We start from the raw sequence: 20853 nt of genomic DNA on the forward strand, positions 1-20853 counted from the left end.
GCCATTCCACCGCAGCGGATGGGTGAATTGCCGGACACCCCGGGCGAAGGCTGGGGTACACATTGGCAGAAGGACCGTCGCCGCTCGCGGCGGTCCTTCTGACCGATGCGGTCCTAGGAGGCGCCTATGTATTCCGACATTCTCGTTCCGCTTGACGGCTCCCCGCTCAGCGCACGTGCGCTGGCCTACGCCATTCCCGTGGCAGAACAGCACAACGCACGATTGCACCTGCTGCACGTCGCGGCACCGAGCACGCAGCCGTTCGTGCACATCGCGCGTCCGACGCGCGACCCGTCCGTGGACGAGGCCTGGCTTGCCGAGGATCGCAAGGCGGTGGAGCGCATCGCCAAGCGCGCGCGCAAACAGACGGCGGTGTCCATTGAGTTGGAGTTCCGCAGCGGACGCGCCGCGGCGGAGATTGCGGCATACGCGCGGGAGAACCGTATCGGGCTGATTGTGATGTGCACGCACGGCAAGGGTGGCTTCGAACGCCTCTGGCTCGGCAGCGTGACCGACGCCGTGCTGCGCGACCTGCCCGCGCCGCTGCTGCTGGTGCGGGGCGCCCGCGGCGTGAGTGCGCCGGAGCCAGGCGCAGCGCTGTTCCCTCGGGTGCTCGTGGCGCTCGACGGCTCGCCGAATGCCGAGCGTGCGCTCGACGCGGTGGCGGCGCTTGTGGGACAGACTCCCGTGTCACTAACCTTGCTGAGCGTCCTGAACCCAGTGATGGCGATGGGTGCCAAGAGCTTCCCTTCGCCCGCCGAACGGGACCTCTGCGCCGAGTACCTCGAGCCGCTGGCGCAGCGGCACCGGACGCCGGCGCGTTCCGTGGAGGTTGAGACGGCGGTGACGGCGAACGTGGGGCGGGGAATCGTGGCGCACGCTGCCAAGCACGACGCGTCCCTGATCGCGTTGGCGACGCAGGGGCTGAGCGGCGTGCAGCGCGCCGTGGTCGGGAGCGTGGCAGACAAGCTGATTCGCACTGCGCCGATGCCGGTGCTTGTCGTGCCGAGTGGAGCCGCGAGCAACTAACGTCGTTGGATGCGGTACTGCGCGCTGAGCTCTACGCCCGCAGGATCTTCTCCATCGGCCGTCCCTTGGCCAACTCGTCAACGAGCTTGTCCAACTGCCGGATCTTCTTCATCAGCGGATCCTCGACCTCCTCCACCCGGACGCCGCAGACTACGCCGGTGATCAACTTGCGCTTGGGATGCATCCGCGGCGCGCCGGCGAAGAACTCCTTGACGCTGGCGCCGGCGGCGAGCGCGCGGTCGAGGCCGGTCTGGTCGTAGCCGGTGAGCCAGCGGATGACCTCGTCGACTTCGTCCTTGCTGCGTCCCTTGCGCTCGGCCTTGTGCACGAGGTGCGGGTAGACGCCGGAGAACTTCATCGCGTAGATGCGGTGCGGGGGCATTGCGTCTCCTCGCCGGCGTGGCGGCTAGTGCCCGCCTTGGAACGTGTGCACCAGTCGGAACGCCGCGAACGACTGCTGCGTCCCCGCGCTGGCCGCGATGCCGATGCCGCCCTGCGCGGCCCAAGCGCCACGATGCCAATGCAGTTGCGGAATCAATCTAATGGTCGGGTTGTCGGTGCGCGGACTCTCCACGTTCACCTCCAGCCCGAGCGTGACCTTCGGCAACTCGGCGAAGAGCGTCGCGTTGCCAAGCCAGGCCCAGTACTCCTCACTGCGGTCGAGCAGGCCGGCGCCGTACTTGGCGCCCTGCAGGAACGACAGGCTCCACGTCGGCGTGAAGCGCAGCGCGCCCACGTATAGCAGGGAGATGTCGTAGCCGTCGTCGATGCCGGAACGCTCGCCGATGACCTGCGTGCCGTGGATGTAGCGGCCGGGCAGGGGCGTACCAAAGGTCAGCTGCGTCATCAGCTTCACCGCCTCCACGTGACCGCGGTCCATCGCGAGTTCGATCTCGAGACCGACGCCGTCAGCAACGATCCACTCCACTTCGGGATTCCAATAGAACTTGTCGCGACCGGACTTGAAGTCGTGCCTGACGAGGGCGTTGACCTCGACCTCGCCCTTGCGGGCGCCGAGCCCCCGGACGAGATCGAAGAGCAGGGGTTCGGGGACGTCTGGGTTGCGGTCGGTGGCCCGCTGGGCGGCGGCCGGAGCGGACAGCAGGGCGAGCGCGAACAACGTCGCGGTAGCGGCGAAAACGGGATGCACGATGTGGGGCGGTGGGGGCGCGGGAGCGAGATCTCGCGAACGCGAGAGAGATGATCTCCAATACCCCGAGTGTCGGCGCGGGGTTCGCGCCTGCCGCCAGGACACCCCCCACGGTGGACCGGAGAATCCCCTCCTTGCCGACCGCCCCCAGAGAGGCGAACCTTGCTAGACCTCCTCCCGAAGGAATGGCGCCGAATGGCTGCAACGGACGTCTCGGATCCGCGCTACTACCATAAGGTCGTGGACTGCCAGTGGGCCTGTCCGGCCCACACCAACGTCCCCGGCTATCTGCGTTTGATTGCGCAGGGCCGTTACGACGACTCGTACCTGCTGAACCGCGAGTCCAACGTTTTCCCCGGCATCCTCGGCCGCACCTGCGACCGCCCCTGCGAGCCGGCCTGCCGCCGCGGTCGCGTGGAGGAGAAGCCGGTCGCCATCTGCCGCCTGAAGCGCGTCGCGGCCGATCTCCGCGGCGACATCACCGACCGGCTTCCGAAAGCGCCAGCGAAGAAGAACGGCAAGCGCATCGCGATGGTCGGCGCGGGCCCGGCCTCGCTCACGGTCGCCAACGACCTGCTGCCGCTCGGCTACGACGTGACGATCTTCGAGAAGAACGCCCAGCCGGGCGGCCTGATGCGCATCAACATCCCGGCCTTCCGCCTGCCGGCGCAGGTGCTCGACGAAGAATGCGACTACGTGATCCGGATGGGCGCGACGATGCGCTACGACACGCCCATCGACAGCCTCAAGGAGCTCTTGGCGCAGGGCTATGACGCCGTCTTCGTCGGCAGCGGCGCGCCCAAGGGCAAGGAGCTCGACATCCCCGGACGCTGGGATGCGCCCGAGCAGATCCACATCGGCATCGAGTGGCTGGCCAACATCCACTTCGGGCACCTCAAGAGAATCGAGCCGCGGGTGCTCATCATCGGCGTCGGCAACACGGCGATGGACTGCTGCCGCACGGCCAAGCGCGTCGGTGCGACGGACGTGAAGGTCATCGCGCGGCGCGGACGCAAGCACTTCAAGGCCTCGCCTTGGGAACTCGAGGACGCCGAAGAGGAGCTGGTCGAGATCATCGAGAACCACGCGCCCAAGCGCTTTGTGTACGAGAGTGGCAAGCTCGTGGGGATGGAGTTCGAGCAGCTGGAGTGGAGCGTCGATTCCAACGGCCGCCAGGTGAGCACGGTGACGGGCACGGCGATCATTCCCTGCGACGCGGTGATCCTCGCGATCGGACAGGACAATGCGTTCCCGTGGATCGAGCGCGACATCGGCATCGAGTTCGACCCCAAGTGGGATATGCCGGTCGTGGACAAGGTCACGCACCAGAGCACGCGCTCCGGCGTCTTCTTCGGCGGCGATGCGGCCTGGGGCCCCGAGAACATCATCTGGGCCGTGGCGCACGGTCACGCCGCCGCCATCTCCATCCACAACCGCTGCCAGGGCATCCCCGTCACCGAGCGCCCGCCGGTGGGAATGACGCTGGTCTCGTCGAAGGTCGGGATGCATTCCTGGGCCTACGACAACGACTACGAAACGGCCAAGCGCGCCAAGATGACGCACGAGGACCTCACCAAACGCTTTGCCGATATCACGGTCGAGGTCGAACTCGGCTTCACGCCGGAGCAGACCGCAGCCGAAGTAGGCCGTTGCCTCAACTGCGACGTGCAGACGCACTTCACTGCGCCGCTGTGCATCGAGTGCGATGCCTGCGTGGACGTCTGCCCCACGAGCTGCCTCACCATCACGACGAACGGCAGCTCGGAAGCCGAGTTGCGCACGCGGCTCTCGGCGCCCGCCCTGAACACCACGCAGGACATCTACGTCTCCGATGCACTGCCGCAGACGAAGCGCGTGATGGTCAAGGACGAGGATGTCTGCCTGCATTGCGGGCTCTGCGCGGAGCGCTGCCCCACCGCGGCCTGGGATATGCGTACCTTCGACCTCAAGCTGGCCTACGCCGGGATGGTGGCCCGATGAGCGGCGTCAACGACTTCGCGTTCAAGATGGGTACGGTCAACGGCACCGGCTCGGCCAGCGCCAACGGCCTGCTGATGCAGGCCATCTTCCGGATGGGCATCCCGGTCACGGGCAAGAACCTGTTCCCGTCCAACATCCAGGGCCTGCCCACCTGGTACGAGATCCGTGTGAGCAAGGACGGCTATCGCGCCCGTCCGTCGGCACTGGATCTTGTGGTCGCGCTCAATCCCGCAACCTACGCCAAGGACGTCGCGAGCGTGCGTCCCGGCGGCTATCTCCTGTACGACTCGTCCTGGCCGCTCGACCCCGACCTCGTCCGCGAAGGCATCACGATCTTGGGCGTGCCCTTCGGACGGATGTGCGTGGAGAGCTTCGACGGCGACCGCGACCGCACGCTGCTGCGCAACATCGCCTACGCCGGCGCGCTCGCGGCGCTGCTCAAGATCGACACGGCGATCGTCGAGACGATGCTCAGCGAGAAGTTCGGCAAGAAGCCCAAGCTGCTCGATGCCAATCACAAGGCTTTCGCGCTGGGCTTCGACTATGCCGCCGCGCACTACGACTGCCCGCTGCCGTTCCACCTGGAGCCGATGGACAAGACCGGTGACTGCATCCTGATCGACGGCAATGCCGCTGCCGCGCTGGGAGCGGTCTACGCCGGTGCCACCGTCGGCGCCTGGTATCCGATCACGCCGGCGACGGCATTGATGGAGCAGTTCTCGGCGTTCTGCGCGAAGTATCGCGTGGACAAAGCCACCGGGCTGCACAAGTACGCCATCCTGCAGGCGGAGGATGAACTCGCCGCGGCAGGCATCGTCATCGGCGCGGGCTGGGCGGGTGCGCGCGCCTTCACCAACACCTCCGGCCCCGGCATCTCGCTGATGCAGGAGTTCATCGGGCTGGCGTACTACACGGACATTCCGGCGGTGTTCATCGACGTGCAGCGCTGCGGGCCGGCGACGGGGATGCCGACGCGCACGCAGCAGGCCGACCTGCTCTCGCTGGCCTACGCCTCGCACGGCGACACCAAGCATCTGATCCTCTTCCCCGCCGACCCGCGCGAGTGCTTCGAGATGACGGTGCAGGCCTTTGACCTCGCCGAGCGCTTCCAGACGCCGGTGTTCGTGGCCAGCGACCTCGACATCGGGATGAACGACTGGATGGTGAAGCGCTTCGACTGGGACGACAGCTACCGGCCGGACCGCGGCAAGGTGCTCGACGCCGACGCGCTGAAGAAGATCGAACGTTTCTCGCGCTACCTCGACGTGGACGGCGACGGCATCGCCGCGCGCACGCTGCCGGGCGTGGGTGGCAAGGGCGCGTACTTTGTGCGCGGCTCGGGGCACGACAAGCACGGGCTCTACACCGAGGACGCCGAGGCCTACCAAGAGCTCGTGGACCGGCTCCGGCGCAAGTTCGAGGGCGCGGCAGACCACGTGCCCAAGCCGCTGATCTCGCACCAGGCCGGCGCTGAGGTCGCGCTGGTCACGATAGGTGGCTGCGAGGCGGCGGTGCTCGAGGCGGCTGACCTCCTGCGCGCCGAAGGCATCCACACCGACTATATGCGCATCCGCGGCTTCCCGTTCAACGCCGACGTGCGCACGTTCCTCGGCCGCCACGAGCACACGTTCGTCATCGAACAGAACCGCGACGCGCAGTTGCGCAGCCTGCTGCAGATCGAACTCGGCGTCACGCGCGACACGATGATCCCCATCCTCGACTACGCCGGATTGCCGCTTACCGCCGGCAAGGTCGTCAGCGCCGTGAAGGCCCACCTCGCGGAGGTGCCCGCGTGACGTCCATCGCCAAGCCACCGGTCAAGCATCCTACTGCGCGCACCAACGGCCTCGGGCTCACCCTGCGCGACTACGAGGGCGCGATGAGCACCCTCTGCGCCGGCTGCGGCCACGACTCCGTGACCGCCGCGCTGGTGCAGGCCGCCTGGGAGCTGGAGCTCGAGCCGCACCGCGCGGCCAAGATGAGCGGCATCGGATGCTCGTCCAAGACCACGGCCTACTTTATGAAGCAGTCGCACGGCTTCAACTCCGTGCACGGGCGGATGCCCTCGGTGACGACGGGCGCGGCCGCGGCGAACAAGGGGCTCACCTACATCGGCATCTCCGGCGACGGCGACTCGCTCTCGATCGGACTCGGCCAGCTCTCGCACGCCATCCGCCGCAACGTGAATATGCTGTACGTGATCGAGAACAACGGCGTGTACGGGCTCACCAAGGGCCAGTTCTCCGCTTCCGCCGATGTGGGCAGCACCAGCAAGAAAGGCGAGGCCAACGAACAGGCGCCGATCGACCCGGTGCTGCTCGCGCTCACGCTCGGCGGTACCTTCGTCGCGCGTTCGTTCTCCGGCGACAAGCGGCAGCTCGTGCCCATCCTCAAGGCGGCCATCGCGCACAAGGGCTTGGCGCTGGTGGACGTGATCTCGCCCTGCGTGAGCTTCAACGACCACGACGGCTCGACCAAGAGCTACGCCTACACGCGCGAGCACGAGATCGAGGCGGTGCAGGCGGACTTCATCCCGCTCAAGCGCGAGATCACCTTGCCCGAGACGGGCGAGGAGGTGCGCACGGTGGAACTGCACGACGGTGGCCGCGTGCGGCTGCGTTCGACTGCGGCCGACTACGATCCCACCAACCGGGAGTCGGCCTACGCGCACGTGCGGGCCTGCCAGGCGCGGAACGAGATCGCCACCGGACTGTTGTTCGTAGACGAAAACGGGCGGGATATGCACGATCACTTGAAGACCGTGCCTACCCCGCTCGTTGACATTCCCTTCGAACAGTTGTGTCCGGGCAAGGCGGCGTTGGATGCCCTGATGCCGCGCTACCGCTAGATGTCCTTGACCGCCATCTCCTTCTTGCCCGAGAAGTAGTCGATCGTCAGCTTGGCGACAGTGCCGGAAAGGAAGGCGAGGCCGATGAGGTTCGGCAGCGCCATAAAGCCGTTGAGCAGCGTGCCCAGCGCCCACACCAGCGGCACCGAGATCACCGCGCCCACCATGATCAGCGCCACGAAAATCGCGCGGTAGGCCTTCACCATCGACGAGCCGAACATAAACTCGAAGCACTTCTCGCCGTAGTAGCACCAGCCGATCAGCGTCGAGAAGGCGAAGAGGAAGGAGCACAGCGCCACGATGCCCGAGGCGAAGGGCACCTGCGTGCTCAGTGCCGCCGCCGTGAGGTCACCGCTGGCGCCCTGGAAGGCGACGTCCGTCCACAGCCCGGACTCGAGGATGACGAAGGCCGTGGCCGTGCAGACGACGATGGTGTCGATCCACACTTCGAACACGCCCACCGTGCCCTGTTCGACCGGGTGCTTCACGTCGGCGATGCCGTGCGCGATCGGCGAGGAGCCGAGGCCGGCTTCGTTGGAGAGCACGCCGCGGCTGACGCCGATCTGGATTGCCTTGGCCACCGACGCGCCGGCGAAGCCGCCCACCGCCGATGTCGGCGTGAACGCTTCCTGGACGATCATCAACAGCACGCCAGGCAGCTTGGTCACGTTCATCAGGATGAACGCGATGGTCACGAGCAGGTAGAGCACGATCATCGCCGGCACCAGCTTCTCGGCCGTCGCCGCGATGCGCTTGATGCCGCCCAGCAGCACCAGGCCGACCATCACCGTGATGAGCAGGCCCGGCACCCAGGTGCCCACCGACACGTTGAAGATCGAATCCATCGCGCTGACGAAGGTGCGCGCCACGGTGTTGGACTGCGCCATATTGCCGGTGCCGAACAGCGCCGCGCACATCCCGAAGAACGCGAAGGCCAGCGCCAGCCAGCGACCCAGCGTCTTGTTGGGGATGCCTTCCTGGATGTAGTACATCGGGCCGGAGGCGAGCTCGCCCGCCGCCGTGCGCACGCGGAAGTGCACGCCGAGCACGGCTTCGGAATACTTGGTCGCCATCCCGACCGTCGCCACCATCCACATCCAGAAGATCGCGCCGGGGCCGCCGATGAGGATGGCGGTGGCGACGCCGCCGATGTTGCCGTTGCCGACGGTAGCGGCCAGCGCGGTGGAGAGCGCCTGGAAGGACGAGATCGTCCCTTCCTTGCCGCCCTTCGAGAACATCCCGCCCAGCGACATCTTCACCGAGGTGCCAAAGCGCCGCACCTGCACGAAACCCGTGCGGTAGCTGAGCCAGCCACCGACGATGAGCAGCACCAGCGGCATCACGAAGGGCTGCCACACCCACGCGTCGATCGCTTCGATCCTGCCAGTCAACTCGTTCATTGAGGGTCTCGGGGGGAGAAAGGGTCAGCCGGCAAAGAAGCCGCGCGCCGTCATCACGATCACGTACAGAATCGCCACCGGGCACACCCAGCGGATGAGCACCGCCCAGAGCTTCGCGGCGGGGAAGTGCTGCCCTTCGGCCGAGAGCTCGAGAATCGCCTTGTCGGCGCCCCAGACCCAGCCGACGAAGATGGCGATGAAGAATCCGCCGATGGGTAACGCCCAGTTGTTCCAGACCGTTGCCATCAGGGTGAGGAAGTCCATCCCCACGCCCGGCACGCTGGAGAGCCAGCTCACGGCGCCCTGCGAGAGCACCGAGGGCACGGCCAGCGCCATAATCACCGCCGTCAGCACCAGCACTGCCTTCTTGCGGGGCCAGCCGCGGTCCACCAGCGCCGCCGTCGGTACCTCGAGCAGCGAGATGGTGCTCGTCAACGCGGCCAGGCCGAGCAGCACGAAGAACGCCGTGCCGAAGAGCTGGCCGCCCGGCATCGTCGAGAACAGCTGCGGCAGCACCGCGAAGATCAGGCCCGGGCCGCTGGACGACGGATCGAAGCCGATGATCGAGAAGCCGGCGGGGAAGATGATGAAGCCGGCGAGCAGCGCCACCGAGGTGTCGAGCACGGCCACCCACGCCGCCGACGTCGCCGCATTGGTGGACTTGGAGAGATAGCTGCCGTAGGTGATCATCGCGCCCATACCCAGCGACAGCGAGAAGAACGCCTGCCCGAGCGCGGCGTTCAGGACCATCGGGTTGCTGATCTCCTTGAAGTCGGGCTTGAGGTAGTACGCCAATCCCTCGGCGGCGCCCGGAAGCGTCAGGGCGCGGAGTGCCAGCAGCGCCAGCAAGCCGAGCAGCGCCGGCATCATCAGCTTGGCCGCGCGCTCGATGCCCTTCTGCACGCCGCCGAGGATGATGGCGGCGGTGATCGCGAGCACGGCCAGCGACATCACCACGTTCTTGTTGCCGTCGGCGACGAAGGCACCGAAGAAGGCGCCGATCTGTTCCTGCGAGCCGACCACCGCGCCGGTCGCCGTGTACCACACATATGAGAGCGTCCAGCCTGCGATGACGGCGTAGAAGCTGAGGATGCCGACGCCGGCCATCACGCCGATGGCGCCGACGATCCACCAGGGCGAGTTCGGCTTCGTGGATGCGAAGGCCTCCACCGGCGACTTGCCCGAGGCGCGGCCCAGCGCCAGCTCGGCGATGAGGATCGGGAAGCAGACCAGGAAGACGCAGATGAGGTACAGCAGCACGAACATCGCGCCGCCGCCCCGTCCCACCTGCATCGGGAAGCCCCAGATGTTGCCGAGGCCAACCGCCGATCCGGCGGCGGCGAGGATGAACCCGAGCCTGGAACCCCAGGCGCCACGACTGTCGGACGCGATCATACGCTCTCTGCGCTCCCACGGGGAGCGGGGTCGGGGGGACACCCGGTGGGAGCGGGCGGTCGGCGCGCCGACCCGGCACGCGCACGCGACCCGCTTATCCTAGAGCTTCGCGGCGCGATGTCAAGGAAATAGGATGTGGGCGGGCCCCAAGAATGCTCGTCTCCGCGTAGCATTCAGGATGTCCATCGCCCGCTTCCGTACGCGCTGCAGTGCACTCCTCGCGGTCGCCGCCCTCGCGCTCTCCAGCTGCCGCGCGCCACTCGGCGCGCCGCCGGAGCCCCCGCGCCGCGCGGTGATCATCCTGCTCGACGGCATTCCCGCCGACGTGATCGAGCGCGTGCACACACCCGCACTCGATGCCATCGCCGCGCAGGGCGGCTACACGCGCGCCTACGTCGGCGGCGAACTCGGTGGCGCCACCGAGACGCCCACCGTCTCGGCGCCCGGCTATATGGGCCTGCTCACCGGCACCTGGGCCAACAAGCACAACGTGCGCGGCAACAGCAACCTGTCGCCCAACTACGAGTACTGGAATCTCTTCCGCATCGTCGAGACCGTCGCGCCCACGCGCCGCACGGCGCTGTTCTCGACCTGGACAGACAATCGGACCGTGCTCATCGGCCTCGGGCGGCCCGAGGCCGGCGCGTTCGACATCGACCACGTCGTGGACGGATTCGAGCTCGACACCATCGCGTATCCGCACGACCGCGAGTCACGGTACATCTTCGCGATCGACGAGCGTTTGAGCAGCGACGCGGCGGCGCACATCGCGGAAGTCGGACCGGACTTCACGTGGGTGTACCTCCAGCACACCGATGACGTGGGCCACGCGGCCGGCGACAGCGAACGCTTCGCCGAGGCTGTGCAGCAGGGCGACGTCCAGGTGGCGCGCATCTGGGCGGCGATCCAGCGCCGGCAGGCACTCGGCGAGGACTGGATGATCATCGTGACCACCGATCACGGGCGTGATGCGGCCACGGGGCGGGGACACGGCCGGCAGAGCGAGCGCGAGCGGACGACGTGGATCGTGACCAATCATCCGAAGCTCGGCGCGCGGTTCACCGAGGGGACGCCGGCGATCGTGGACATCGCGCCGTCGGTGCTGCAGCACCTGCGCATTGTGCCGCCCGAGCGCGTGGTGCGGCAGATGGATGGGGTGTCGTTCCTCGCGCCGCGCTGATTTGCGCTAGCGCTCGCGCGTCCAGACGACGACGTAGGCCACCTTCTGATATGGTGACGCGCGGCGCCTGAAACTGCCCGGCGCGCCGCATTCGGCCCCCCGCGGCCAACGGGCGCGCAACACACCCGAGTGTTCGCCAACGGCAGGGTACACCTCGATGAACTCGATCGTCTCCGGGTCCACCGAGTCCAATGGAAAGCCGGGGCGGGGCAGTCCGTTCACGAACAAACAGGCATTCCGGTCGATGACCAGTCCCTTGCGCGTGAAGCTCGGTGTACCCTCGAGCGCGCGCATCGCATCGTTGGTCCCCGCACTGAGCAGCTCCTCGCGCGTCACGAAGGCTGCGTTCGTGCCGGCCCAACTGATGCGCCGTTGCAGTTCGTCGGCCATCAGGGCGTAGGCGCCCACCCCCCGGCCACTATCGAGCTGCACTACGACTTCGACGGCTCCGTCGGGCGGCACGCGCGCGGCGACGAGGCGGTCGCGGTAGCCGGGCGACGTCACGCGCAGCACGACGTTCTGATCTCCAGGCCACGGAATCGCAAAGCCGCCGCCGTCATTCACCGTCTCGACGGTTCGCTTGCCGACGACGCGCACGCTCGCATTGGCGAGCGGCCGGTGCTGCGCGCTCCCGACGACGCCGATCATGCCGGTCCACTGCGCGGCAATGACGCGCTCCCCCAGTACCGCCACGCGCTGCAGGCGCACGTCGTGCCGAGTGACGCCGCTACCGACGAGCACCTCGGCGGAGTCCGGCGCGAAGCCCAGGATACGCGCCGTGACGCCCCAGCTGCCTTGGCGCAGGCCCGGCAACGCGTATACGCCTGCCGTATCGCTGCGTGTCTGTTGCGTGACGCCGTCGGCCTGCGCGATGACGATCGCGCCCTGCACCGGCTTGGCGTCGGCGTCGGTGACGCGCCCGCTCAAGGTGCCGACGCCACCTTGGGCCAGCAGCACGGCGGCGAGGAGGGAGCCGGATAGCGTCACGCGCTATCCTATCCCTCCGCGCGGATTCTGGCCACTCGGATCCTGTTCCGGCGCCGCCGGCCCGATGCCGTCCGGGTCGAAGTGCTTGCGGTCCCGGAGCAATGTGGCGAACGCCCATCCCGTCAACGACAGCACGGCTGTCCAACTGACGAGCATAAAGATCAACGCGCCGGTGCTCACGGGGCCTCCGGAGTCAGGTCGCGCTCGGGCAGTCCCTTGCGGTCGTCATAGCGGTTGCGCCGCCAGGCGATGCGGATCATCACCAGGAACCCGATGAGGAAGAAGACGATCACCGCGCGCGACGCCGTGATGTAGGGGACGTGCTCCGCCAGCACCGCGCCGCCGCCGGCCGTCTTCTGGTTGAGCAGGATCGGGAGCGCGTCCGTCCAGCCCCACCAGCCGAGCAGGACCAGCAGGAACAGCGGCGTGATGTAGGTCATCACGAACTTGAAGATCCGCGGGATGCGGATATCCGCCCCCTGATGGATGCTCGCCCAGGCCTTCTCCGGCTTGAAGATCCAGACGAACACGATCACCTCCAACAGTGCGACGATCACGAGGCCGAAGGTGCCGGCCCAGTAGTCCCACTCGTCGAGGAAGCCGTACTGCAGCCAGGCGACGTGCATCAACCCGAACACGAGGGCGATAGCGCCGAAGGCCCAGGCCACCGGTTCCCGTCGCCACCCGAACTCCTCGCGGAAGAACGCGACGATGGGGGTGAGCATCGCCACCGACGAGGTGATGCCGGCGAAGAAGAGGAGACCGAACCAGGCGACGCCGAGCAGGTTGCCGGCCGGCAGTTGCTGGAACACCACGGGCATCGTCGCGAAGCCGAGGTCGAACGACCCACCCTGCGCGATGGCCATCGCGCCGGAGACGCCGAAGAAGGTCACGGCCGCGGGGATCGCGATCGTGCCGCCCAGCACCACTTCGACGGACTCGTTGGTGGCCGCCGTGGCGATGCCGTTCAGCGCGATGTCGTCGCGCTTGGAGAGGTAGCTGGCGTAGGCCGCCAGCGAGCCCATTCCCACCGACAGGGTGAAGAAGATCTGCCCCGCCGCCGAGAGCCACACGCCGGGCTCATCCAGCCGCGAGAAGTCCGGGTTGTAGATGAACTCCAGCCCTTGCCACGGCGTCGTGCCGACGCCCGGTTGGGCCGGCAGCGTGAGCACGACGATCGCCAGGATGATCGCGAGGCCGAAGAGGATCGGCATCCCGATCTTCGCCAGCTTCTCGATGCCCCCCGAGATGCCCTTGGACAGGATATAGATGTTGACACCGAGTGTGCCAAGGAAGAACGCATACGGCGTCCACGGTGCGTGATAGACCGGCGCGCCGGCGGCGGGGTTCGCCTGGAAGGAGCGCAGGTAGTCGAGCATCCCCTGCTGCGTCTCGATGCCCCAGTAGTCCTTGGTGAGCGAGAACCACGCAAAGGCGGCCGTCCAGCTCTCGATGTACGTGTAGTAGATCATCACGCAGAGCGGGACGATCATCCCGACGACGCCGAGGTACTTGGCGGCGGGGTGCCGCCAGATGGCGGCGAACATCCCCGGAAGATGTCCCTTCCGGTAGCGGCCGCCGTGGCGGCCAATCCCCCACTCGATCCACATCAGGGGGATGCCCAGGAGCAGCAGGGCGATGAAGTAGCTGATCATGAAACTGCCACCGCCGTTGGCGGCGGCCTGCCTCGGGAAGCGCAGGAAGTTGCCGAGGCCAACTGCATTCCCCGCCATTGCGAGAATCAAGCCGATCCGGCTGCCCCACGCCTCGTTGGGGGAACCGGTACTGCTGGAAGACACGGGGTCTCCGGGTTGAGGGTTGTGCTCCTACGGACGCAGGGCGGGGAGCGTTGGCAACCGCAAGACCGCGCCCCTCTCCCGTGCCCTCCCCCCGGAAGGGGTACCCCCTACCGCGTCAGCCACCCCCGCGTACGCGCCGTGGCGATCGCGAACGGCGTGATCCAGAACAGCGTGAACGCGTAGAAGATGTTGTACGAGAAGATCCACAGCGACCGACGCCAGCACTGCGTGGCGGCGTAGTATGTCGCGGGGATCAACGACAACAGCGCGACGCTGACAACCATCGAGCTGAGGAACAGCCGCGGGTAGGCGGCGAGCAGCAGGACCGCCGTGAGCAGCGCTGGCACGGCCCAGAGCACCGCAATCCACTGATTCAGCAGCAGGAGACGCGGGCGCAGGCACTCGGCCTCGCGGAACTTCGTGAAGGCGAAGGTGGACATCACGATGTTCTCGCGCACGTTGCTGCGCTCCCAGCGCGTGTACATCTTGCGCAGCGTCCGGTAGTTCTCCGGCGTGTTGGTGTACACGACGGCGTTGCGCTGGAACAGGACGTGCCGCCCCTGCTTGAGGATGAGGTTCGTCATCGCGCGATCCTCGCCGATGTCGCTGGGCACCCCCAGGAAGGTCTGGTTCACCCAACGATCCAGGCAGGCGAGCACGGCGTCGCGCCGATACGCCGCGAGCGCGCCCGGCGTGCACAGCACCGACCCCATCGTGCTCTGCGCCGCGCGCACGACACCGAAACTGTAGGCGAAGCTGACGCTCAGCATCTTCGGGATGATCGCCGACTCGGCGTTGAGCACCTTCACGTTGCCGGCCACGGCGCCGCAGCGCGGGTCCGTGACGAAGGGCGAGACGAGGTTGCGCAGCGTATCCGGGTCCACTACCGAATCGCTGTCGATCGTGACGAAGACCTCACCGCGGCCCTGCGTGAAGCCCCAATGCAGCGCGTGCCGCTTGCCCATATTGCGCGGCTGCTGGTGGACCGTCACCAAGTCGCCGAGTCGCTGCGCCGCGCGCTGGATCCACGCCCAGGTGTCGTCGGTGCTGCCGTCGTCGATGGCGAGGACCTGCAGCTTGTGCCGCGGATACGAGCTCCGCGCGACGCTCACCAACGTGTCGTAGACGAGGCGCCCTTCGTTGTACGCCGGCACGATGACCGTGCAGGTCGGCAGCTCGTCGTCCACCGATGGCGTCTCCCGATAGCGCAGGAAGTGTACGAGCAGGAACACTAGGAAGCCGACCTTGAAGGCCAGCACCGACAGCGAGAGGACCAGTAGCGTCGTGCCCCAGGTCGTGCTGAGCAAGGCCGCACGGATCTCGTCGAACTGATGTTGGAACTGCAGGAACACGATCACGGCACCGACGACCAACAGGGCCGTGTAGACGTGGACGAACGCGTCGGGGATTCCGCCCCGCTGCGCGTCGATGTGCGTGGAGTCCGCCTCCGCGAGCGGCCGGGTTGCGATGAGCGTATTCGACACGTCGGCACCTGTCTTGAGACGAGAGGGCTTCGGCGGACCCGAGCGTGATTCTCGCGGGCGCGCCAGATCGTCTCATTGAAGTGGCAACACTCGTGCCGCACGTCGTATCGAGCCTATCTCATTGCGCAGCAATCGCTTGCAGGATTCCAGACGACCCGAAACCGGTAAGAAGAACAGGGATTCAGGGAAAATGTCCCGGGGTCCGAATAGCCTCACGTCGATCCGTTGCGGCTACGATGAGTTCCGCGATGCACCGGCAGTCGATGGCAACCGCCGCGGGCGGACGCTAACGTCCCCCTGCGCGCCCCATCCGGAGTCCCAATGAGCATCGACATCGCCGCCCTGCGTCCCAGACTCGAGTTGGCGCTGGGCGACCGGTTCCAACTCGGCGAGCTGCTCGGCCAGGGCGGCTTCGGCGCGGTCTTCCGCGCGCGCGAGGTGTACCTCGAGCGCGACGTCGCGATCAAGGTGCTCGACTCCGCCCTCGCGCTCGATGCGGCCCACGAGGAGCAGTTCCTCCACGAGGCGCGGACGATTGCGGCCGCTGAGCATCCGCACATCGTGCCGCTGTACTCCGCCGAGTCGCGCGACGGCCTGCTGTATCTCGTGATGCGCTTGCTGCCCGGTCGATCGCTCGAGGACCGGGTCGCCGAGGGGAAGCTGCCGGTCGCCGATGCCGTGCGGATTGCGCGGGAGTGCGCCAGCGCGCTGGCGGCGGCCCACGCTGTCGCGGTCGTGCACCGTGACATCAAGCCCGCGAACATCCTCCTCGACGCCAACGGCAACGCGACCATCACCGACTTCGGCGTGGCGCTCGTCACGTCGCGTCCGGCGCGCGAGTCTCAAGGCCCGAGTTCAGGCACGCCGCTGTATATGAGCCCCGAGCAGGCACTCGGTGAGCAGGTGGACGGACGAGCTGACGTCTACGCGCTGGGCGTCGTGCTCTATGAGATGCTCACCGGGACGCGTCCGTTCTCGGGGCGCAACGCGACGGAGTTGCTTGCCCAGCATATCTCGGCACCCATTCCCAACGTGTCGGAACGCGAGCCGCAGACCCCAGAGGCGCTCGCGCGATTGGTGGGCCGAATGCTGGCGAAGGATCCGGACGGGCGCCCGACTGCAGGCGAACTCGTGGTCGAGCTGACGGCGCTCAACTCCGCCGATGCATTGCTGTCACCCGCACAGCTGCGGCGGCGTCGCTGGAAGCGCCGGGCGGTGTATCTCACGATTGCGGGGGTGAGCGCCGCTGCCGTGGCGGTCGTCGGTGTGCGACTCGCGTTGCGGTTGATCGCCTTCGTCGCCAGCGGCGGTGAGGGAGACGATCCCGCGCTGCTCGCGTCGGGAGCCGCGGTGCCCGACTCGATCGTGCGGCAGGCGCTTGACGCTGGGCTCGTGCGTGAAGGCGAGCGCATCCAGATGGTCTTCGTCAAGGCCGGTCGCCGCTTCCCCGACGCCTTCCTGATGACCGATTCCGCGCTCATCCGCCACGCGTCGTCAGGCACCATCAGGCGTTCGCGTCAGTCGAGCGACATCAACCTGCAGCCGTTGCCGCGCGCGGGTTCACCCGGCGGCCTGCTGATCGTGCAGCAGCGCGGCGAGGCGCCGGACACATTCTACCTCGACCTGACTTCCCGCGAGGGATTTCGCCTGGCGACGGAATTCGGGGAGTTGCGGCGCTCGCGGTTCTAACAGAGCGCGCGTCGCCACGGACGCCAGCCTGGCACGGGGAGGCGCGCCGCGAGATCCGCGAGCACGATGCCGTCGTGACGCATCGCGACAATGCGGCTCTGGGCGCACCGGGCCGCGAAGGCCGACATCTGCTTCTTGTCGGACGAGAGCTGGTAGTGCGTGTAGCTCGAGTCCGACGCGCGGATCTCGATGAGTCCCGCGGCGGAGGAGCTGATGAACCCGACGCGTGACGATTGAATGCCAGCTCACTGTCGAGCGCGAGCAGCGTCGCCGTCGCGCGGTCGAGGTCGAGCGCCGCGACGAAGCCGTAGGTGCCGACGACCAGTACGGAGCCGGTCCAGTGGCAGGATTGCACGAGTGGCTGGAGCACCGTGGGCAGCGTCGTGCGCGGAGACGACGGCTGCAGGCCGGGCCAGGAATCGACGACTCGGAATTCCCTGATGACGCTGAGGCCGCCGTCCGAGAGTACGGCGACCCCGAGCGGCGTCGGGCACACGCGGCACTGAAGTGGTTCGCCTTGGGCGGAAAGCCGTCGCGCCGCACCACAGAGGTGACGCGCAGATCCCGCGTCACCGTCCAGACGTTGCCGTCCGCGATGAATGCGGCGAATCGAGCGCCAGAGGGAGCAGCAGCGCGAGTAGGGCGGGGACTTTGGACATTACGGGCGCCTCAGTGGCAGCTCACGCGAGCCCGAGAGTGAACGGGAAAATAGAACGAAGGCGCAGTCCGGCCGCTAGGTCGATGCAGGCCCCACGACTCTATCGGCCGTACGCCCTCGACGGCGCGCGTCGGTGCCGTGGTAGGCCCTAACTCCCGTCCCGCAGCGCCTCCGCCGGATCCACCCGCGCCGCGCGCTGCGCCGGCACCCAACTCGCGAGCACCACCACCGCAAGCACGAGCAAAGTCCCAATCGCCAGCACCACCGGATCGGCCGGCTGTACCTCGTAGAGCAGGGACGCCAACACACGCGACCCGCCCAGTGCCGCGGCCAGCCCGAGCCCCACACCGAGCACGGCGATGGTCGCCGACTGCCGTACGACCAGCCACACGACCTCGGCGACGGTCGCACCGAGCGCGAGGCGAATCCCGATCTCCGTGCGCCGCTGCGTCACGAGATACGCAATCACGCCGTAGATGCCCACCGCGCTCAGCAGCAGCGCGACGCCGGCCGCCACGCCGAGCATCGTCAGGACGAAGCTGGTGCGCGCCATCGAACCGGCCACCACTGCGCCCATCGGCCGCGGGCTGACGATCGGGACCTGCGGATCGAGCGTGCGCAGCTCCTCGCGGATGGCGGGTAGCAGCGCATAGGGATCATCGCCGTCGCTGCGCACGAAGATCGTGAGATCGTTGAGCATCCCGCTGCGCACATTGGCCTGGAGGCCCGTCGCCGCATAGAAGACCGCTTCTGTCGGCGCCAGGTCCAGCGCCTCCGCGCGCAGCGAGGGAATCACCCCGACGATGCGATACCACTCGCTGGAGTTCTGTCCGTTGCTCGCGATGCCCTTGCCGATCGCGTCCTCGCCTGGCCAGAGGCGGTCGGCAAGCGCGCGCGTGACGACCACCGCCTGCGAGCGCGCGGCGACATCGTTCCAGTTGGGCCTGCGCCCCTCCACTGGAATGCCGAGCGCCTCGAAGTAGCCCGGGATTGCCGTGGGTGTCGGCACGCAGGGCGTCTGCTCGTCGGGGCCGAACGGTCGCGCTTCGCGGAACACCACGCTGCAGCCCGTGCCAAACTCCTCGAGCGGCACGGGCCCGGCGCCGACGGCCCGCACGCCCGGCAGCGCGCCGACGCGCCGCTGGAGCTCTTGGTGGAAGACCGCGGCCTTCTCCCGAGTGTCATAGCGCAGGAAGGGCAGTGAGATCTCGAAGGCCAGTACGCCCTGGGCATCGAAGCCCGGTTCCACGCGTCGCAACTGCTCGAAGCTGCGCAGCATCAGCCCGGCCGCCGCGAGCAGCACGAGCGTCAGGGCCAACTGCCCGACCACCAACGCGTGTCGCACGCGACGCAGCCGCGGTGACGGCGACAGTCCGCGTCCGCCGTCGCGGAGCGTGTTCACATCGAGTCCGCGTCGGATGAGCGGCACCACGCCGAGGATGAGCCCGAGCAGCAGCGCGGCAAGCACGGCGACGCCGATCGACCGCGCGCCCAGCGTCACTTCGCTCAAACGCGGAATGTTGGTCGGCGCAATCGCCAAGAGTGCGCGCAGTCCGCCAATGGCAATGACCACGCCCGCCGCGGCCGCCGCGAGACAGAGCAGCAAGGTCTCCGCGAGATAGTGCACCGCCATCTGGCCGCGGGCTGCGCCCAACGCCGTGCGGATCGCCGATTCGCGACGCCGCGCCTCGAAGCGCAGGAGGAACAGATTCCCCACGTTCGCCGCCGCGATGCACAGCACGAGCAGTACCGCCCCGAACAGCAGCCAGAGCGCCCGAGGTACGGTGGGGCCAAGCACGGAGTCACGCAGCGACGCCACCTGCACGCCAAAGGCATACTGCTTCAGGAAGCCCGGCGAATACACCCGCGGCAGATCCTCGGCGATGCGGCCGAACAGTCCGACGAACTCGCGCTGCGCGTCCTCCACGCTGACGCCTGGGCGGAGGCGGCCGACTCCGACATACGGATGATTGTTGAAGAACGGCCCCGCGGGATCGAGTTGCAGCGGCGTCCATACCTCCACGCTGAAGCCACTCAGATTCGCCGATGACGAGAACGGGCCCGGCATCGGCAGCGCCAACCCCGGCTCGGCCACGCCCACGATCTCATAGCTGCCGACGCTCGTCTCGAGCATCCGCCCGATCATCGTCACGTCGCCACCGAAGCGGCGCGTGAAGAACTCGTGGCTGAGCACCGCTACCTGCGGGCCGCCGGGCACATCGTCATCCGCCAGGAGGAGGCGGCCCGCCGCGGGCTGCGCGCCCAGCGTACTGAACAGCGACGCCGTCACGCGCGCGACCTGCACCAACTCCGCGTCGCCGCCATTCGTGACGGTGAAGCTTGAGCTCGCGTACATCCCGAGATCGCTGAGCGTGTTGGTGCCGTTGCGGAAGCCGAAGTAGCTCCCCGGCGAGAGCCCCCAGTTGCGCTGTCCGCTGCCGGGAACGGTGGCCGGATGCATCACCGAGACCAGCTGCTGCGCGTCGCGATACGGCAGTGCGCGCAACACGACGGCGTCGAGTACCGTCGCGATGGCGGTCGTCGCGCCGAGGCCTACGGCGAGCGTGAGGAACGCCACGATGCTGAACGCCCGGTCGCGCAACAGCACGCGGGCTGCCCGCTGCAACTCGCGACGGACCGTGTGTCCCCATTCCGCCCGCCGTTCACGGCTGAGCGTCACCGAGTCGATGTCCTTCGTCCGGTGCAGGTACGCCTCGCGGTCACCGAACCGCCGCTGCGCCTCGCGCTCGGCTTCCTCGCGCGAGAGTCCCGCCGCCACGAACTCCTCGATCCGCTCTTCCATATGGAAGCGGAACTCATCCTCGAGCTCGCCTTCGAGGCGATCCTCGGCGCGCGGCATCGCGAAGTCGCGCTTGGGCCGCTCCGGCCCGGGGCCACGGCTGCTCATCGTGCACCCTCCGCCGAGAGGATCATCGCCACGGCTTCGGTATAGCGCGTCCAGCGCGAGACCTCGACCCCGAGTTGCCGTCGTCCGGCGGGCGTCAGGGTGTAGTACTTGGCCCGTCGATTGTTCTCGGTGCGCCCCCACGCGGCGCTCAGCCAGCCGCGTTGTTCCAAGCGGTGGAGCGCGGGATACAGCGCGCCTTCCTCGACCTGCAGTTGGCCGTTGGTGTGATGCTCGATCCACCGAAACACTCCGAGGCCGTGCATCGGGCCCCACGAGAGCGTCTTGAGGATGATGAGGTCGAAGGTGCCGCGGACGAGCTCGAGGTCGGTGCCGGTCATAGAGTCCC

At 67.7% G+C, this 20853-nt stretch carries 16 protein-coding genes; 6 read left to right on the forward strand and 10 right to left on the reverse strand.

Going from position 1 to position 20853, the window contains the following annotated elements:
* Positions 1–126: 126 nt before the first annotated feature.
* Complete coding sequence (locus KF689_00755; GenBank protein ID MBX3131898.1) at positions 127–1029, forward strand: universal stress protein; 903 nt, start codon at positions 127–129, stop codon at positions 1027–1029.
* Positions 1030–1060: 31 nt separating this feature from the next.
* Here the strand turns inward: KF689_00755 and KF689_00760 are convergent, their stop codons facing one another.
* Both KF689_00760 and KF689_00765 read right to left on the reverse strand, forming a co-directional pair.
* Positions 1061–1411 (reverse strand): DUF2200 domain-containing protein, encoded by a 351-nt coding sequence (locus tag KF689_00760; GenBank protein MBX3131899.1) that lies wholly within the window; start codon positions 1409–1411, stop codon positions 1061–1063.
* A 24-nt stretch (positions 1412–1435) separates the two neighbouring features.
* The gene (locus tag KF689_00765) at positions 1436–2179 is read right to left on the reverse strand and encodes a hypothetical protein (GenBank protein ID MBX3131900.1); all 744 of its coding nucleotides are present in this window, start codon (positions 2177–2179) and stop codon (positions 1436–1438) included.
* Positions 2180–2374: 195 nt separating this feature from the next.
* On the opposite strand from KF689_00765, the gene KF689_00770 reads away from it, so the two are divergent.
* The 3 genes from KF689_00770 to KF689_00780 are packed head-to-tail and all read left to right on the forward strand — an operon-like array spanning position 2375 to position 7007.
* Complete coding sequence (locus tag KF689_00770; protein MBX3131901.1) at positions 2375–4159, forward strand: FAD-dependent oxidoreductase; 1785 nt, start codon at positions 2375–2377, stop codon at positions 4157–4159.
* The gene (locus tag KF689_00775) at positions 4156–5955 is read left to right on the forward strand and encodes a 2-oxoacid:acceptor oxidoreductase subunit alpha (GenBank protein MBX3131902.1); all 1800 of its coding nucleotides are present in this window, start codon (positions 4156–4158) and stop codon (positions 5953–5955) included. The genes KF689_00770 and KF689_00775 overlap by 4 nt, the downstream gene beginning before the upstream one ends.
* A complete protein-coding gene (locus KF689_00780) occupies positions 5952–7007 on the forward strand; it encodes a 2-oxoacid:ferredoxin oxidoreductase subunit beta (protein MBX3131903.1) in 1056 nt (351 codons plus the stop codon). Before KF689_00775 ends, KF689_00780 begins: the two co-directional genes overlap by 4 nt.
* Here the strand turns inward: KF689_00780 and KF689_00785 are convergent.
* On the reverse strand, positions 7004–8407 hold the full coding sequence (locus tag KF689_00785) for a sodium:alanine symporter family protein (GenBank protein MBX3131904.1): 1404 nt from the start codon (positions 8405–8407) through the stop codon (positions 7004–7006). The genes KF689_00780 and KF689_00785 overlap by 4 nt on opposite strands.
* 24 nt (positions 8408–8431) lie before the next feature.
* On the reverse strand, positions 8432–9802 hold the full coding sequence (locus KF689_00790) for a sodium-dependent transporter (protein MBX3131905.1): 1371 nt from the start codon (positions 9800–9802) through the stop codon (positions 8432–8434).
* 178 nt (positions 9803–9980) lie between these two features.
* Between KF689_00790 and KF689_00795 the strand changes: the two genes are divergently transcribed.
* Complete coding sequence (locus KF689_00795; protein MBX3131906.1) at positions 9981–10982, forward strand: alkaline phosphatase family protein; 1002 nt, start codon at positions 9981–9983, stop codon at positions 10980–10982.
* Positions 10983–10988: 6 nt separating this feature from the next.
* Here KF689_00795 and KF689_00800 read toward each other — a convergent pair whose 3' ends face one another.
* From KF689_00800 to KF689_00815, 4 genes are all read right to left on the reverse strand, one after another.
* On the reverse strand, positions 10989–11969 hold the full coding sequence (locus tag KF689_00800) for a carboxypeptidase regulatory-like domain-containing protein (GenBank protein ID MBX3131907.1): 981 nt from the start codon (positions 11967–11969) through the stop codon (positions 10989–10991).
* 3 nt (positions 11970–11972) lie between these two features.
* Positions 11973–12149, reverse strand: a complete 177-nt coding sequence (locus KF689_00805; GenBank protein MBX3131908.1) for a hypothetical protein — start codon at positions 12147–12149, stop codon at positions 11973–11975.
* Positions 12146–13702 carry a sodium-dependent transporter gene (locus KF689_00810; GenBank protein ID MBX3131909.1) on the reverse strand — a complete coding sequence of 519 codons (1557 nt, stop codon included), beginning with the start codon at positions 13700–13702 and terminating at the stop codon, positions 12146–12148. The genes KF689_00805 and KF689_00810 overlap by 4 nt, the downstream gene beginning before the upstream one ends.
* Positions 13703–13875: 173 nt before the next feature.
* Complete coding sequence (locus KF689_00815; GenBank protein MBX3131910.1) at positions 13876–15252, reverse strand: glycosyltransferase family 2 protein; 1377 nt, start codon at positions 15250–15252, stop codon at positions 13876–13878.
* A 321-nt stretch (positions 15253–15573) separates the two neighbouring features.
* Between KF689_00815 and KF689_00820 the strand changes: the two genes are divergently transcribed.
* Positions 15574–16941, forward strand: coding sequence for a serine/threonine protein kinase (locus tag KF689_00820; GenBank protein MBX3131911.1), 1368 nt, complete (start codon positions 15574–15576; stop codon positions 16939–16941).
* Between the two features lie 806 nt (positions 16942–17747).
* Here KF689_00820 and KF689_00825 read toward each other — a convergent pair.
* Complete coding sequence (locus tag KF689_00825) at positions 17748–20507, reverse strand: ABC transporter permease (GenBank protein ID MBX3131912.1); 2760 nt, start codon at positions 20505–20507, stop codon at positions 17748–17750.
* Complete coding sequence (locus KF689_00830) at positions 20504–20845, reverse strand: PadR family transcriptional regulator (protein MBX3131913.1); 342 nt, start codon at positions 20843–20845, stop codon at positions 20504–20506. The genes KF689_00825 and KF689_00830 overlap by 4 nt, the downstream gene beginning before the upstream one ends.
* Between the last annotated feature and the right edge of the window lie 8 nt (positions 20846–20853).

This window comes from Gemmatimonadaceae bacterium, assembly GCA_019637355.1.
GTDB lineage: Bacteria > Gemmatimonadota > Gemmatimonadetes > Gemmatimonadales > Gemmatimonadaceae > Pseudogemmatithrix.